Consider the following 13,640-nt stretch of genomic DNA (forward strand, 5'->3'; position numbering starts at 1 on the left):
TTAGTACCAAAGAGAGGACACAATGCAGGGTTCTGTGACAGAGTTTCTAAAACCGCGCCTGGTAGATATCGAGCAACTGAGTTCGACGCACGCCAAGGTGACCCTTGAGCCGTTAGAGCGTGGCTTTGGCCATACTCTTGGTAACGCACTGCGCCGTATTCTGCTTTCATCCATGCCGGGTTGCGCGGTGACCGAGGTTGAGATTGATGGTGTACTGCACGAGTACAGCACCAAAGAAGGCGTACAGGAAGATATCCTGGAAATCCTGCTCAACCTGAAAGGGCTGGCGGTGAAAGTTCAAGGCAAAGATGAAGTAATTCTTACCCTGAATAAATCTGGCATTGGCCCTGTGACTGCAGCCGACATCACCCACGACGGTGATGTCGAAATCGTCAAGCCGCACCATGTGATCTGTCACCTGACCGATGAGAACGCATCTATCAATATGCGTATCAAAGTTCAGCGTGGTCGTGGTTATGTGCCGGCGTCTGCCCGAATTCATTCGGAAGAAGATGAGCGCCCAATCGGCCGTCTGCTGGTTGACGCCTGCTACAGCCCTGTAGAGCGTATTGCCTACAATGTTGAAGCAGCGCGTGTTGAGCAGCGTACCGACCTGGACAAGCTGGTCATCGAGATGGAAACCAACGGTACCATTGACCCGGAAGAGTCAATTCGCCGTGCGGCAACTATCCTGGCTGAACAACTGGAAGCTTTCGTTGACCTGCGTGATGTACGTCAGCCGGAAGTGAAAGAAGAGAAGCCTGAGTTCGATCCGATCCTGCTGCGCCCTGTTGACGATCTGGAATTGACTGTCCGCTCTGCGAACTGCCTGAAGGCAGAAGCTATCCACTACATCGGTGATCTGGTACAGCGTACCGAGGTTGAGTTGCTGAAAACGCCTAACCTGGGTAAAAAATCTCTTACTGAGATTAAAGACGTGCTGGCCTCACGCGGTCTGTCTCTGGGCATGCGCCTAGAAAACTGGCCGCCGGCAAGTATCGCTGACGAGTAACTGGATCACAGGTTAAGGTTTTACTGAGAAGGATAAGGTCATGCGCCATCGTAAGAGTGGTCGTCAACTGAACCGCAACAGCAGCCATCGCCAGGCTATGTTCCGCAACATGGCCGGCTCTCTGGTTCGTCATGAAATCATCAAGACGACCCTGCCTAAAGCGAAAGAGCTGCGTCGCGTGGTTGAGCCGCTGATTACTCTTGCCAAGACCGACAGCGTTGCTAACCGTCGTCTGGCATTCGCCCGTACTCGTGATAACGAGATCGTGGCAAAACTGTTTAACGAGCTGGGCCCGCGCTTCGCGAGCCGTGCCGGTGGCTACACTCGCATTCTGAAGTGTGGCTTCCGTGCAGGCGACAACGCGCCGATGGCTTACATCGAGCTGGTTGATCGTTCTGTATCTGAAGCAGAAGCTGCAGCAGAGTAATTTGCTAAAGCATTAAGAAAGCCGGGCCTTTGGCCCGGTTTTTTTATTGTATTTTTTTACCCTTTCATTTCCCTTCCTCTGGCTTTACTCTGCAGATAACGAGTTAAGCGAGATCATTATGTCGATTATCGATGAGTGGGCCGAGCGTCATATTGCTGAGGCTCAGGCACGCGGTGAGCTTTCTGCCCTACCCGGTGAAGGACGCCCCTTGTGTCTGGATGATGATAGTCATATCCCCGCTGAGTTGCGGGCAGGGTATCGCCTGTTGAAAAATGCCGGTTGTTTACCTCCGGAATTGGAACAGCGGCGCGAGGCGCTCTCCCTGGCCGAGATGTTGCGCGGCATTCAAACGGATCACCCCGACTACAGTGCGTTGAGTAAACGTCTGGCATTACTGGAGCTACGTCTGCGTCAGGCGGGAATGGATACGGCCTTCCTGCGCGGTAGTTATGGTGTATTACTACGCGACCGACTGTGTAAAAGCGAGGAGTAGCGATGTATCGCATAGGGCAATTGGCAAAACTGGCTGGTGTGACACCGGATACCATTCGCTATTATGAGAAGCAGCAGATGATGGCGCATGAGGTGCGTACCGAGGGCGGTTATCGCTTGTATAGTGACGCCGATCTGCAGCGTCTACGCTTTATTCGCTATGCTAAGCACCTAGGTTTGCCGCTGGAGGCGATTCGCGAGTTACTCTCTATTCGCGTCGATCCGGCACACCACACTTGCCAAGAGTCAAAGGCCATCGTGGAGCGCCGGTTGCGTGAGGTTGAGGAGAAACTGCGAGAATTGGAACATATGCGTGATTCGTTGCGGCGTCTTAGCGACGCTTGCTGCGGCACCGCACACAGTAGCGCGTATTGTTCGATTCTGGAGGCCTTGGAGAGTGGGGCGGAGGCGTTGTTGCCACGAGTCGATCTGCGCGGCCACTTCACCTCCTCTTCTTCGCTGGGTTAGCCGCATCGGCGGTATGGCGATGCGGCCTCATCGCCGGATGGCGGGTTAGGGCTGTTTATCTTGCTGTGCCTTTAGCAGATCACGGATCTCACTCAAGAGTACCGTTTCGGCGCTGGGTGCCGGTGGTGCGGCAGGCGCCTCGGCCTTCTGGCGACGTAGCTTGTTCATCAGCTTAATCGCCATAAAGATGGCGAAGGCGACGATGACAAAGTCGAAGATGGTCTGAATGAACTGGCCATAGTTGACGACCACGGCGGGGGCTCCATTGGCGGCTTCACGCAGCACCCAGTGAAACTGTTTGAAATCGACCCCACCGATCAATAGCCCCAGAACTGGCATGATCACATCGCCGACCAGAGAAGAGACGATCTTGCCAAATGCGGCGCCGATGATGACACCCACGGCCATGTCGACCACATTGCCGCGCATGGCGAACTCGCGGAACTCTTTTAGTAAGCTCATAGCTACCCCCACAACAAATCCTACTCTAAGTGTAATCACTCGCCGCCACTTTGCTAGGCGGCGGATCAGCGCTTCCAGAAGCTAGGGAAGAATAGCACCAGCATGGTCATAACCTCGAGGCGGCCAAGCAGCATACCGAGCGCCAAGGCCCATTTGGCGACATCGGGCAGCGGGGCGAAGTTGCCGCTTGGCCCGATGAGTGGCCCCATCCCCGGGCCGACGTTGGCCATCGCGGTCATGGCGCCGGTGATCGCCGATAACGCATCGACACCGCAGAGACCCAGCACGGCGGCGATCAGCATGGTAATGGCGATGAATGCCATCATAAAGGCGATGACCGAGCGGCTGACTTCGTTGGTAATTGGCCGGTTATTGTAACGGCGTGGGAATACGGCATTGGGATGGATCAGCTTGCGCACCTCGATGTGCAGGCTTTCAAAGCCAATCTGTACCCGGAACATCTTGATCCCACCGGCGGTAGAGCCGGAGCAGCCGCCCAGTAGCATCACCGAGGCGAACAGCACGGTGGTGAAGGGGGTCCACTGATCGAAGTTACCTAGCGAATAGCCAGTCGTCGATAGGATGTTAATCAGGTTGAAGAAGGCGATACGTAAACTGTCTTCGAAGTCGAAGACGTGTTTGTGCCATAACCATAGGGTAAGGATCAGTCCGACGATCAGCACGAAGCGACTGAAGCCGACTAGCTGTTGATCGCGAAGTAATGCCTTTAGACTGCGCTGGCGTAGTGCTTGGATAAACAAGAGGAACGGCAGCGAACCGAGGAACATAAAAATAATCGCGTTCCATTGCGCCAACACGGAGTAGGCGGCCATCGACTTATCATTGGTCGAGAAACCGCCGGTGGAGATAGTGGCAAAGGCGTGATTGACCGCGTCGAAGTTGCTCATCCCGGCGTAACGATAGCCGAGATAACACAGGAAGGTAAGCACGGCGTACACCGCCATGATGCCTTTGGCGACATCCTTCATGCGGGGTGAGGATTTCTCCGACCAGTCGGAGGATTCGGTGTGGAAGAGGCGCATCCCCCCAACGTCGAGGAAGGGGAGAATAGCGACCGCCATGACAATAAAGCCAACCCCCCCCATCCACTGGAGTAACGAGCGCCACAACAGTACGCTCGGCTCCATCTGATTGAGATTCGAGAGTACGGAGGAGCCGGTCGTGGTTAACCCGGACATGGTCTCGAAGAAGGCATCGGTAAAGGTGATGTGCTTGATGAACACGAAGGGCAATGCGCCGAAACAACAGGCTGTCAGCCATGCCAGGGTGGTGGTCAGGAACATATCACGGATGCGCAGATAGAACTTCTGCCCGCGTCCTTGGGCGATGAGAAACAGCGCGATCAGGTGCGTAATGATCACCGCCTGAAGGAACTCGTAGACGCCACCAGTACCGGTGAGCAGTGCATAGAGTAGCGGCACATACATCAGTAGTGCCACCTTCGACAGCATCATCCCCAGGATATAGAGAACGGAACGATAGTTGAGCATAGCCGTAGTTACAAAAAGAAAGGACTGGGCTGAAACAGGCGTTCCACGTCGGAGATGAACTTCTTATCCGTCAGGAACATGATCACGTGATCCCCCTGTTCGATCTTGGACTCACGGTTGGCGATCAACACGTCATCCCCGCGTACGATGGCACCGATAGTAGTACCGGGCGGCAGCTTGATCTCCTCGACGCGTCGCCCCACCACCTTGGAGGTTGTTTCGTCACCATGAGCTATGGCCTCGATGGCCTCTGCCACACCACGGCGCAGTGAGGAGACGCTGACGATATCGGCCTTGCGGACATGGCCGAGCAGGGCAGAGATGGTTGCCTGCTGTGGAGAGATGGCGATATCGATCACGCTGCCTTGTACTAGATCGACGTAGGCGCTGCGCTGGATCAGTACCATCACCTTCTTGGCGCCGAGGCGTTTGGCCAGCATGGCGGACATGATGTTGGCTTCGTCATCATTGGTCAGGGCGATGAAGACATCGACTTGATCGATATGCTCCTCAGTCAGTAGTTCCTGGTCGGAGGCGTCACCATAGAAGACGATGGTGTCGTGCAACTTCTCGGCCAGTTCGGCGGCGCGCTGAGCATTGTGTTCGATCAGCTTGACGCTGTAATCCTTCTCCAATCGCTGTGCCAGACCGGCGCCGACGTTACCGCCACCGACGATCATGATACGTTTATAGGGTTTCTCTAGGCGCTGTAACTCACTCATTACGGCACGGATGTTGTGCGAGGCGGCGACGAAGAAGACCTCATCGCCAGCCTCGATCACCGTCGATCCTTGTGGCCGGATGGGGCGATCTTGGCGGAAGATCGCCGCTACACGGGTATCGATGTGCGGCATGTGCTCTTTCAGCGAGGTTAGAGCATTACCGACCAGCGGCCCGCCATAATAGGCCTTCACCGCCACTAGGCCGACCTTACCTTCGGCGAAGTTAACCACCTGCAGTGCCCCCGGGTACTCGATCAGACGATAGACATAGTCGGTGACCAGTTGCTCGGGCGCGATCAGGTGATCGATGGGAACCGCCTCGGGATTGAACAGGCGCTCATGTTCACGGATATATTCGGTTGAACGAATACGCGCGATACGGTTGGGGGTGCTAAACAGGGAATAAGCGATCTGACAGGCGATCATGTTGGTTTCATCCGAGCTGGTCACGGCGACCAGCATGTCGGCATCATCGGCGCCAGCCTCACGCAACACGCGAGGATGCGAGCCGTACCCCTGTACCACGCGCAGATCGAATTTATCCTGTAGCTGGCGCAGGCGATCGCTGTTGGTATCGACGATGGTGATATCGTTGTTCTCACCCACCAGGTTTTCCGCCAGAGTTCCCCCCACCTGGCCGGCACCTAATATGATAATTTTCATGATGCTTTTCTCTGCTTAGCGCGAGTCGCCCAGCGGGTGGGCGACCGACGGATTATGCTTTTATCAGCTTAGCGTAAAAGAAGCCGTCCCCGCCCTCGGACTGGGGTAAATACTGTAGGCCGGGTTGCTGGGCGTCACCGGTTTCCGCGAGGCGCGCGTCGTCGTGGTGCGCCAGAAAGGCGAGGATCTGCTCCCGATTTTCCTGTGGCAGGACAGAACAGGTGGCATACACCATGACACCGCCCGGTTTCAGCAGAGGCCAGACGGCTTCGAGGATCTCGCGTTGTAAGGCGGCTAATTCGGCAATATCGCTATCGCGCCGTAGCCACTTGATGTCGGGATGACGGCGAATGACCCCCGTCGCAGAACAGGGGGCATCCAGTAGAATGCGATCGAACTGACGTCCATTGGCCCAGGCGTCGGGGGTTCGGCCATCGCCGCAGCGGACTTCGGCCTGTTGTTGCAAGCGTTGAAGATTCTCCCGCACACGTTTGAGTCGTTGCTCATCGGCATCGACGGCCAGTAGCTGCGCCTTGGGCGCGGCTTCGAGAATATGGGTCGTCTTACCGCCTGGGGCACAGCAGAGATCGAGGATCTGTTCGCCATCGTGCGGATCGAGTAGATCGACGCAATGTTGTGCGCTGGCGTCCTGCACCGTGACCCATCCGTGTTCGAATCCCGGTAGGCGTGTTACCGGCTGTGCCGCCAGTAGACGGATGGCATCGGGGAAGTGGTCATGTGCCACCGCTTCAATGCCAGCCTGCTGTAACAGAGTGAGGTAGGCGTCGCGGGTATGATGGCGGCGATTAACACGCAACCACATCGGTGGACGCTGGTTATTGGCCTCGACAATCGCAGGCCATTGCTCCGGGTAGGCGTGTTGCAGACGCTTGAGCAACCATGAGGGGTGTAACCAGTGGCTAGCATGTTGTTGAGACTGAAGCAGTAGAGCCTCTTGTTGGCGTTGGAACTGGCGCAGCACGCCATTGATCAGCCCCTTGAGCTGCGGCCGTTTGAGGGCGGTTGCCCCATCGACCGTTTCGGCCAGGGCGGCATGGGGTGGGATACGGGTATACACGAGTTGATACAGGCCAACCATCAGCAGGTAATGAAGCGGACGTTGTTTGCCGGTCAGTACCTTGGCCATCAACTGTTGTAGGATCCATTCCAGCTGCGGCAATACGCGTAAGGTGCCGAAGCATAGCTCCTGTAACAGGGCGCGATCTTTTTCGCTGAGCGATTGGGCGGCGCTGGGCAGGACACTACTCAGAGATTGTCCCTGATCGAGGACAGCACTCAGCGTGCGGGCGGCGATAGCGCGCAGGTTATAGGACGTAGTTTTCATGGATGCAAGAGACCGTCGCTGCAAGTTAAGTCGAATATGGCCTGGAGTTTATCACGGATTGGGGCAGAAATGGCGCATTGGACACGCCGCGTCGGAGGGCGCTTTAGCGAGGTAGCCCGGCGTTCACCGGGCTAAGGATGCTTAGTCGAGGAGGGTTCCCGCGAGGAAACTCTCTTTGCGTGAGTTGAGCAGATCACGGGCGGCCATGCTTTTCTTACCGGCAGGCTGCAGCTGAGTTAACAACAGGATACCCTGGGCCGTCGCGACGGCGATCCCTTGCTTATCGGCCCCGACGATCGTGCCTGGCTGTGCGTCGCTCTCTTGATGAAGGACGTTTGCCCCCCAGACCTTCACCGGTTGTCCTTCCAGCATGAAGAAGCTGACAGGCCAAGGGTTGAAGGCTCGGACACAACGCGCTAACTGCTCGGCAGGGAGTTGCCAATCTAGGCGTGCCTCCTCCTTGCTCAGCTTCTCGGCGTAGCAGGCGAGTGCATCGTCCTGTTGCTGTGCCTGGGCACGGCCATCGGCGAGTTGAGCCAGCGTCGTTAGCAACCCTTGGGGACCCAGCTCGGCCAACTTATCGTACAGGGTAGCGCTGGTATCTTCTTGAGTGATTGGACAGGCCAGTTTCAGCAACATCGCACCAGTATCCAGGCCGGCGTCCATCTGCATAATGGTAACGCCCGTCTCCGCATCACCCGCCCAGAGGGCGCGTTGGATCGGCGCCGCCCCGCGCCAGCGCGGGAGCAGGGAGCCATGTACGTTGATACAACCCAGACGCGGCATATCCAGTACCGCCTGAGGGAGGATCAGGCCGTAGGCCACGACGACCATCACATCAGCCTGTAAGTCGGCGACCAGCTGTTGGTTTTCGGCGGGCCGTAATGATGCTGGCTGGAAGACAGGCAGTGCATGTTGCTCTGCGAGTGCCTTTACCGGGCTGGGTGTCAGCTTGTTACCGCGCCCCGCCGGGCGATCGGGTTGGGTAAATACCCCGACGATCTGGTGTTCAGAGCCGAGCAATGCCGCGAGATGGCGAGCGGCGAAATCGGGCGTACCGGCAAAAATGATACGAAGCGATTGAGACACGGGAATACCTGCCTTGAATTAGTTAGCGGAGCGAGCCTGCTGTTTGTACAGCTTCTCCAGCTTTTGACGGATGCGTTGGCGCTTCAGCGGCGACAGGTAGTCGATAAACAGCTTACCCATCAGATGATCCATCTCATGCTGGATGCAGATAGCCAACAGACCGTCGGTCTCCAACTCAAAAGGCTTGCCATCACGATCCAGCGCACGCACGGTGATCGTCTCGGCACGCGGCACTAGCGCTCGCTGTTCGGGAACAGAAAGGCACCCCTCTTCGATACCGGTTTCGCCACCCTTTTGCAGCAGTTCGGGGTTAATCAGCACTAGGCGCTGATCGCGGTTCTCCGAGATATCGATGACGATAATACGTTGGTGAATATCTACCTGAGTGGCAGCCAGGCCAATGCCCTCCTCGGCGTACATGGTCTCGAACATATCGTCGACAATACGCTGGATTTCGGGCGTCACTTCATTTACCGGCTTAGCAATGGTGCGAAGCCGCTCATCGGGAAAATGTAATACCTGCAATACCGCCATAAATCTCTTTAAACTTCCTCTGGGTTAGGGAATGATTTTCACTCCTATTCTAGACAGTTCTCCCCCCGATTGACAGTATTGTTCACCGATTGAACACATAGGCCGCAGCGTGCCGGGGGGTGGATGGAGAGCAATGAGATTTGGCTGCGTCTAGCCCAGGTGAGGGGGATCAAGGCGGGGCATCTCGTTCCGTTAGCGCACGTCTTATCTCAGGGGATGGATCTAGGCGCACGCTTGCTGCGTAGCGGCTTACTGCCGATGCAACAGCGGCAATTTTGGTCGGCTCATGGGATCGCGGATGCCTTGGCGTGGTTGGCCTCAGGGGAGGGGGAGATGCTGACGTTAGAGGATAGCGCCTACCCCAGCGCCTTGCGTCAGCTCGACGATGCGCCGCCAGTACTCTTTGTGCGTGGTAATGGCGTCCATTTATCTGCGCCAGCGCTGGCTATCGTTGGCAGTCGGACACCGAGCGCCTATGGTCAGGAACAGGCACAGTTCTTCGCCCGGATGTTGGCCGCCAGTGGGCTGACGATCGTCAGCGGTTTGGCATTTGGTATCGATGCCATGGCTCACCGTGGGGCGCTATCGGCCGAGGGAAAGACCGTCGCCGTGTTGGGGAGTGGGCCCGATATCATCACGCCGATGGCGCATCGGGGATTAGCACAGACAATCCTGGCGGCGGGGGGTACGGTGATTTCTGAATTCTTTCCAGGGTGTGGCGCTCGGCCCAGCCACTTTCCGCGTCGTAATCGTATCATCAGTGGCTTAAGCCTAGGTGTCTTAGTCGTCGAAGCGACGTTGCGCAGCGGATCGCTGATCACGGCGCGTCTGGCGTTGGAGCAGGGGCGTGAAGTTTTCGCTATTCCCGGTGATCTGGGGAATCCGCAGAGTGCCGGTTGTCACTGGCTGATCCAACAGGGCGCCTACCTGTGTGCCAGCCCGGCAGATCTCCTCGAACAACTCAATGGGTCGCTACATTGGTTGCCTCCACCTGCCGCAGACAATATTTCTCACTGTGAGGGCGATGCTCAATTGCCATTTGCCGAGGTGTTGGCTAACGTAGGGGACGAGGTGACAACTATTGACGCTGTCGCCGAACGCATCGGCCGATCTGTGCCAGACGCAGCAGTTGCCCTGCTCGAGCTGGAGTTAGCAGGATGGATTAAGGCAGTGTCCGGCGGCTATGTCCGAGTGAAGAGGGCTGGCCATGTTCGACGTACTCATGTACCTATTTGAGACCTATATCCACACGACGGCCGGGATGCACATCGATCAGGATAAGCTGACCGATGATTTGACCAGCGCGGGTTTTGAACGTGGGGATATCTTCCGAGCACTGAACTGGCTAGAAAAGCTGGCAATGATGCAGGAAGAGGGGAATGTAAGTCTGCCGGTGGCGGATCCGCATGCGTTGCGGATTTACACCGCGGAAGAAATGGCCTGTCTAGATAGTGAGTGCCGTGGATTCCTGTTGTTTTTGGAGCAGATCCAACTGTTGACGCCAGAGATCCGTGAGATGGTGATCGATCGGGTGATGGCGTTGGAGATCGATCAGTTTGAGTTGGATGATCTGAAATGGGTCGTGTTAATGGTGCTCTTTAACGCCCCAGGGCATGAGAATACCTATCGGCAAATGGAAGAACTCCTGTTTGAGGTTCATGAAGGTCACCTGCATTGAGTGGATGGCCAGTTAGTTTATTGAAAGAAATAACGTTATGACGCAAGGCACATTATTTGCTGCCAAGAAAAATGAGCCATGCCCGGAGTGTGGAGCCGATCTGGTGATCCGCAATGGTAGGCATGGCCCTTTTTTGGGCTGTTCCCGCTATCCAGAGTGCCAATATATCCGCGCGCTGAAATCTGCCGATGGACATATTGTGAAGGTTCTGGAGGGGCAGCCATGTCCGCAGTGTGGCGATGTGCTGGTACTACGCCAGGGGCGCTACGGTATGTTTATCGGCTGCCACAATTATCCGCAGTGTGAACATACAGAGGCGATCGATAAGCCGGATGAGACGCGACTCGACTGCCCGCAATGTGCGAAGGGAAAATTGCTCCAGCGCCGTTCGCGCTATGGCAAGACATTCTATGCCTGTGAGCGTTATCCCGAGTGCCAGTTTAGCCTGAATTTAAAACCCATCGCCGGCACTTGCCCGCATTGCCATTACCCACTCTTAGTCGAGAAGAAAGGTGCGGGTGGAGTACGGCGCTATTGCGCCAGTAAGTGCTGTGGCAAGGCAGTCGATGCGCGCGGCGACGAATCGGTAGAATCATAAGACAATGATAGATAAACCACAGAATGACTCCTTGGCCTATGTGTTGGCGGCCTTACGTCAGCAGCGTGTGATTGCCTATCCCACCGAGGCGGTATTTGGTCTGGGATGCGATCCGGACAGCGAGTCTGCGGTACAGGCTCTATTGGATCTTAAACAGCGTCCCTGGGATAAGGGGTTGATCCTGATCGCCGCTGATTATCAGCAGCTATTGCCCTATGTCTGTGATGAGGCATTACAAGGGGAGCGGCGTACGGCGGTATTTGCCCGGTGGCCAGGCCCGGTAACTTGGGTAATGCCAGCGCGTGACGATACTCCGCGTTGGCTGACCGGTCGTTTTAGTACGCTCGCCGTACGCGTGAGCGCGCATCCGATGGTACAGCAATTGTGCCGTGCTTACGGTAAGCCCCTGGTCTCCACCAGTGCGAACCTGAGCGGGCTTGCCCCCTGCCGTAGCGCGTCCGAGGTACGCGAGCAGTTTGGCGCCCGCTTCCCGGTACTCGATGCTGCGGTTGGCGGGCGGCAAAATCCATCCGAGATCCGCGATGCACTCAGCGGTGAACTGTTCCGTCAGGGCTAAGTCATGCAGAGATTCGCCGTTTTTGGTCACCCGATCGGGCACAGTAAGTCCCCGCGTATCCATCATCTCTTCGCGCAGCAGACGGGGATCGCATTACACTATGAGGCGATGTTAGCGCCACTGGAGGATTTTCCCGCCTTCGTGCAGGCGTTTTTCCGGCAAGGGGGGCGAGGCGCCAATGTCACGACCCCCTTTAAAGAGCCGGCATGGCACATGGCGGATCAACTGACGGATCGGGCGCGCCAGGCTGGGGCGGTGAATACGCTAAGCTGGCAGAATGGCATCCTGTTAGGGGATAACACCGATGGCGTCGGATTAGTGAGCGATCTGACGCGCCTAGCGATGTTGGCACCGGGGCGGCGCATATTATTGCTGGGCGCTGGCGGCGCGGCGCGTGGCGTGATCTTACCGCTGCTACAACAGCAATGTCGAATAGTGTTAGCTAACCGGACGCCAGCGCGGGCACAGGCGCTGGCCGCAGCATTTCAGACACAAGGGGTGATCGAAGCCCTGCCTTATTCCATGCTGGTGGAGCGAGAGTTTGATTTAATCATCAATGCCACCGCTTCCGGTCTACAGGGCGAGGTCCCTCCTATACCGGCTTCTGTGATTCGGGCTGAGTGTGCTTGTTACGATATGTTTTATCAGTCATCACTAACGCCGTTCCTGGCTTGGGCGCGTCAGCAGGGCGCATGTCAGGTGGCGGATGGCTTTGGTATGTTGGTAGCGCAGGCCGCACACGCCTTTCAATTGTGGCATGGTGTCCTGCCGGAGATGGAGCCGGTCTTGGCACAACTGCGCCAGGAGGGAGAGGCATGAATCAGGCAATCCTTTTTCCTGATCTTGAGCGGTGGCAGGCATCGTTAGCCGCAGTGACCTTCCCGGCGATGGTCGGTGGTTTTCAAGTCACCTGCGCCATTCGGCTGGTGGACTTACGACGCCTGGCCAATCAGGCGGGCCTGGACACACAGTCGGCGCCCTTGGTGTTGTTTAACGCCTTACGTTGGCAACTGGAGGAGGCGGCCGAACAGGCGATCGCTCGAGAAGACTATGATGCTCAGGGCTGGGTATGGATCGCCGCTTGAGTAAGGTAATCTTCCTTCCATTTGACATAATTGACGGCAGACTCGCGCAGTCTCACCCGTTCCTCCGACGTGAGGGGGCGTACTTGGCGTACCGGATTGCCAAAGTACAGATAACCGCTCGTTAAGCATTTGCCCGGCGGCACCAGGCTACCGGCACCCAGAATCACCTCATCCTCAATCTGGGCCCCGTCCAGCACAATCGCCCCCATTCCAACCAAGACCCGGTTGCCGATGGTGCAACCGTGTAACATAGCTTTATGCCCTACCGTCACCTCGTGGCCGATTAGTGTTGGGTGGCCGAGCGGGTTGCTCTCCGTGCAGTGGCCGACATGGATCACCGTACCATCCTGAATATTACTACGCGCGCCCACGACGATGCGGTTGACGTCGCCGCGGATGACGACTTGTGGCCAGATGCTGACATCGTCACCCAGTTCGACTTGACCGATCACGCTGCTGTTAGCATCGACAAAGACGCGTTCACCTAATTGCGGAGTAAAAGAAAGATAAGGACGGATAGAGAAAGACATGATGGGTGCCTATATATCGATATAAAGAGGGGCTGAGAGTGGTTGATCGTAGCGTACGCTTGGGGAAATTCAATCGTCAAACGTCATGTCGTGTGGATAACTCTGTGTGTAATCAGGTATAAGCAGTTCAATTGCTGTGTAATGCGTCAAACGATACTTTTGCCGTAAAATAGCGGTTGCACGCTGCGAATTGGGCCCTATAATGCGCCTCCATCGACACGGCACTTGTGAACAACATCACAAGATGAGCCGGGGAGAGTGAAGTGAAAAACGAGAAATTAATCGTTGACACTCACCGAGGAAAGCGTAACATACGCTGCCTCGACTTAGTGAAGCAAAGCTCCTAAGTCATTGCTCTTTAACAAATTATCAGACAATCTGTGTGGGCACTCGCAAGATTCGTATTAAGCATTCTTCGGAATGCCAAAATATTTAAAGTCTTGAAGA

The 13,640-nt window shown here is 56.2% G+C and carries 17 protein-coding genes; 10 read left to right on the forward strand and 7 right to left on the reverse strand.

What is annotated here, in order from left to right; all coding sequences use genetic code 11:
• Positions 1 to 22 precede the first annotated feature (22 nt).
• The 4 genes from DCL27_RS01550 to zntR all read left to right on the forward strand — a co-directional run bounded on the left by DCL27_RS01550 (position 23) and on the right by zntR (position 2,399).
• Positions 23 to 1,012 carry a DNA-directed RNA polymerase subunit alpha gene (locus DCL27_RS01550; protein WP_005290354.1) on the forward strand — a complete coding sequence of 330 codons (990 nt, stop codon included), beginning with the start codon at positions 23 to 25 and terminating at the stop codon, positions 1,010 to 1,012.
• Between the two features lie 40 nt (positions 1,013 to 1,052).
• Positions 1,053 to 1,439 (forward strand): 50S ribosomal protein L17, encoded by a 387-nt coding sequence (gene rplQ, locus DCL27_RS01555; protein WP_005297556.1) that lies wholly within the window; start codon positions 1,053 to 1,055, stop codon positions 1,437 to 1,439.
• 118 nt (positions 1,440 to 1,557) lie between these two features.
• Positions 1,558 to 1,932 carry a DnaJ family domain-containing protein gene (locus DCL27_RS01560; RefSeq protein WP_035600115.1) on the forward strand — a complete coding sequence of 125 codons (375 nt, stop codon included), beginning with the start codon at positions 1,558 to 1,560 and terminating at the stop codon, positions 1,930 to 1,932.
• 2 nt (positions 1,933 to 1,934) lie between these two features.
• Positions 1,935 to 2,399, forward strand: coding sequence for a Zn(2+)-responsive transcriptional regulator (gene zntR / locus DCL27_RS01565; protein ID WP_005290347.1), 465 nt, complete (start codon positions 1,935 to 1,937; stop codon positions 2,397 to 2,399).
• Between the two features lie 45 nt (positions 2,400 to 2,444).
• Here the strand turns inward: zntR and mscL are convergent, their stop codons facing one another.
• From mscL to def, 6 genes are all read right to left on the reverse strand, one after another.
• Positions 2,445 to 2,861 (reverse strand): large-conductance mechanosensitive channel protein MscL, encoded by a 417-nt coding sequence (mscL, locus tag DCL27_RS01570; protein ID WP_005290344.1) that lies wholly within the window; start codon positions 2,859 to 2,861, stop codon positions 2,445 to 2,447.
• 65 nt (positions 2,862 to 2,926) lie between these two features.
• Positions 2,927 to 4,372 carry a TrkH family potassium uptake protein gene (locus tag DCL27_RS01575; protein WP_005290343.1) on the reverse strand — a complete coding sequence of 482 codons (1,446 nt, stop codon included), beginning with the start codon at positions 4,370 to 4,372 and terminating at the stop codon, positions 2,927 to 2,929.
• An 8-nt stretch (positions 4,373 to 4,380) separates the two neighbouring features.
• A complete protein-coding gene (gene trkA, locus DCL27_RS01580) occupies positions 4,381 to 5,757 on the reverse strand; it encodes a Trk system potassium transporter TrkA (RefSeq protein WP_005290339.1) in 1,377 nt (458 codons plus the stop codon).
• 52 nt (positions 5,758 to 5,809) lie between these two features.
• Entirely contained in the window at positions 5,810 to 7,102 is a 1,293-nt protein-coding gene (rsmB, locus tag DCL27_RS01585) for a 16S rRNA (cytosine(967)-C(5))-methyltransferase RsmB (RefSeq protein WP_035600118.1), read from the reverse strand.
• Between the two features lie 141 nt (positions 7,103 to 7,243).
• Positions 7,244 to 8,191 carry a methionyl-tRNA formyltransferase gene (fmt, locus tag DCL27_RS01590; RefSeq protein ID WP_005290336.1) on the reverse strand — a complete coding sequence of 316 codons (948 nt, stop codon included), beginning with the start codon at positions 8,189 to 8,191 and terminating at the stop codon, positions 7,244 to 7,246.
• Between the two features lie 18 nt (positions 8,192 to 8,209).
• The gene (def, locus tag DCL27_RS01595; protein ID WP_005290333.1) at positions 8,210 to 8,725 is read right to left on the reverse strand and encodes a peptide deformylase; all 516 of its coding nucleotides are present in this window, start codon (positions 8,723 to 8,725) and stop codon (positions 8,210 to 8,212) included.
• 123 nt (positions 8,726 to 8,848) lie between these two features.
• Here def and dprA point away from each other — a divergent pair, with 123 nt between their 5' ends.
• From dprA to DCL27_RS01625, 6 genes are read left to right on the forward strand one after another with little or no spacing between them, the layout of a single operon-like run.
• The gene (gene dprA / locus DCL27_RS01600; protein ID WP_035600119.1) at positions 8,849 to 9,961 is read left to right on the forward strand and encodes a DNA-processing protein DprA; all 1,113 of its coding nucleotides are present in this window, start codon (positions 8,849 to 8,851) and stop codon (positions 9,959 to 9,961) included.
• Positions 9,933 to 10,403, forward strand: coding sequence for a DUF494 family protein (locus tag DCL27_RS01605; protein WP_005290329.1), 471 nt, complete (start codon positions 9,933 to 9,935; stop codon positions 10,401 to 10,403). The genes dprA and DCL27_RS01605 overlap by 29 nt, the downstream gene beginning before the upstream one ends.
• A gap of 37 nt (positions 10,404 to 10,440) precedes the next feature.
• Positions 10,441 to 11,001, forward strand: coding sequence for a DNA topoisomerase family protein (locus DCL27_RS01610; RefSeq protein WP_005290327.1), 561 nt, complete (start codon positions 10,441 to 10,443; stop codon positions 10,999 to 11,001).
• A gap of 4 nt (positions 11,002 to 11,005) precedes the next feature.
• The gene (tsaC, locus tag DCL27_RS01615; RefSeq protein ID WP_098142817.1) at positions 11,006 to 11,578 is read left to right on the forward strand and encodes an L-threonylcarbamoyladenylate synthase type 1 TsaC; all 573 of its coding nucleotides are present in this window, start codon (positions 11,006 to 11,008) and stop codon (positions 11,576 to 11,578) included.
• A gap of 3 nt (positions 11,579 to 11,581) precedes the next feature.
• The gene (aroE, locus tag DCL27_RS01620) at positions 11,582 to 12,397 is read left to right on the forward strand and encodes a shikimate dehydrogenase (RefSeq protein WP_035600121.1); all 816 of its coding nucleotides are present in this window, start codon (positions 11,582 to 11,584) and stop codon (positions 12,395 to 12,397) included.
• Positions 12,394 to 12,663 carry a DUF1488 family protein gene (locus DCL27_RS01625; RefSeq protein WP_035600123.1) on the forward strand — a complete coding sequence of 90 codons (270 nt, stop codon included), beginning with the start codon at positions 12,394 to 12,396 and terminating at the stop codon, positions 12,661 to 12,663. Before aroE ends, DCL27_RS01625 begins: the two co-directional genes overlap by 4 nt.
• Here DCL27_RS01625 and DCL27_RS01630 read toward each other — a convergent pair.
• Complete coding sequence (locus tag DCL27_RS01630; protein WP_035600124.1) at positions 12,636 to 13,193, reverse strand: gamma carbonic anhydrase family protein; 558 nt, start codon at positions 13,191 to 13,193, stop codon at positions 12,636 to 12,638. The two genes, DCL27_RS01625 and DCL27_RS01630, sit on opposite strands and share 28 nt — an antisense overlap.
• Between the last annotated feature and the right edge of the window lie 447 nt (positions 13,194 to 13,640).

Source organism: Edwardsiella tarda ATCC 15947 = NBRC 105688 (assembly GCF_003113495.2).
GTDB lineage: Bacteria > Pseudomonadota > Gammaproteobacteria > Enterobacterales > Enterobacteriaceae > Edwardsiella > Edwardsiella tarda.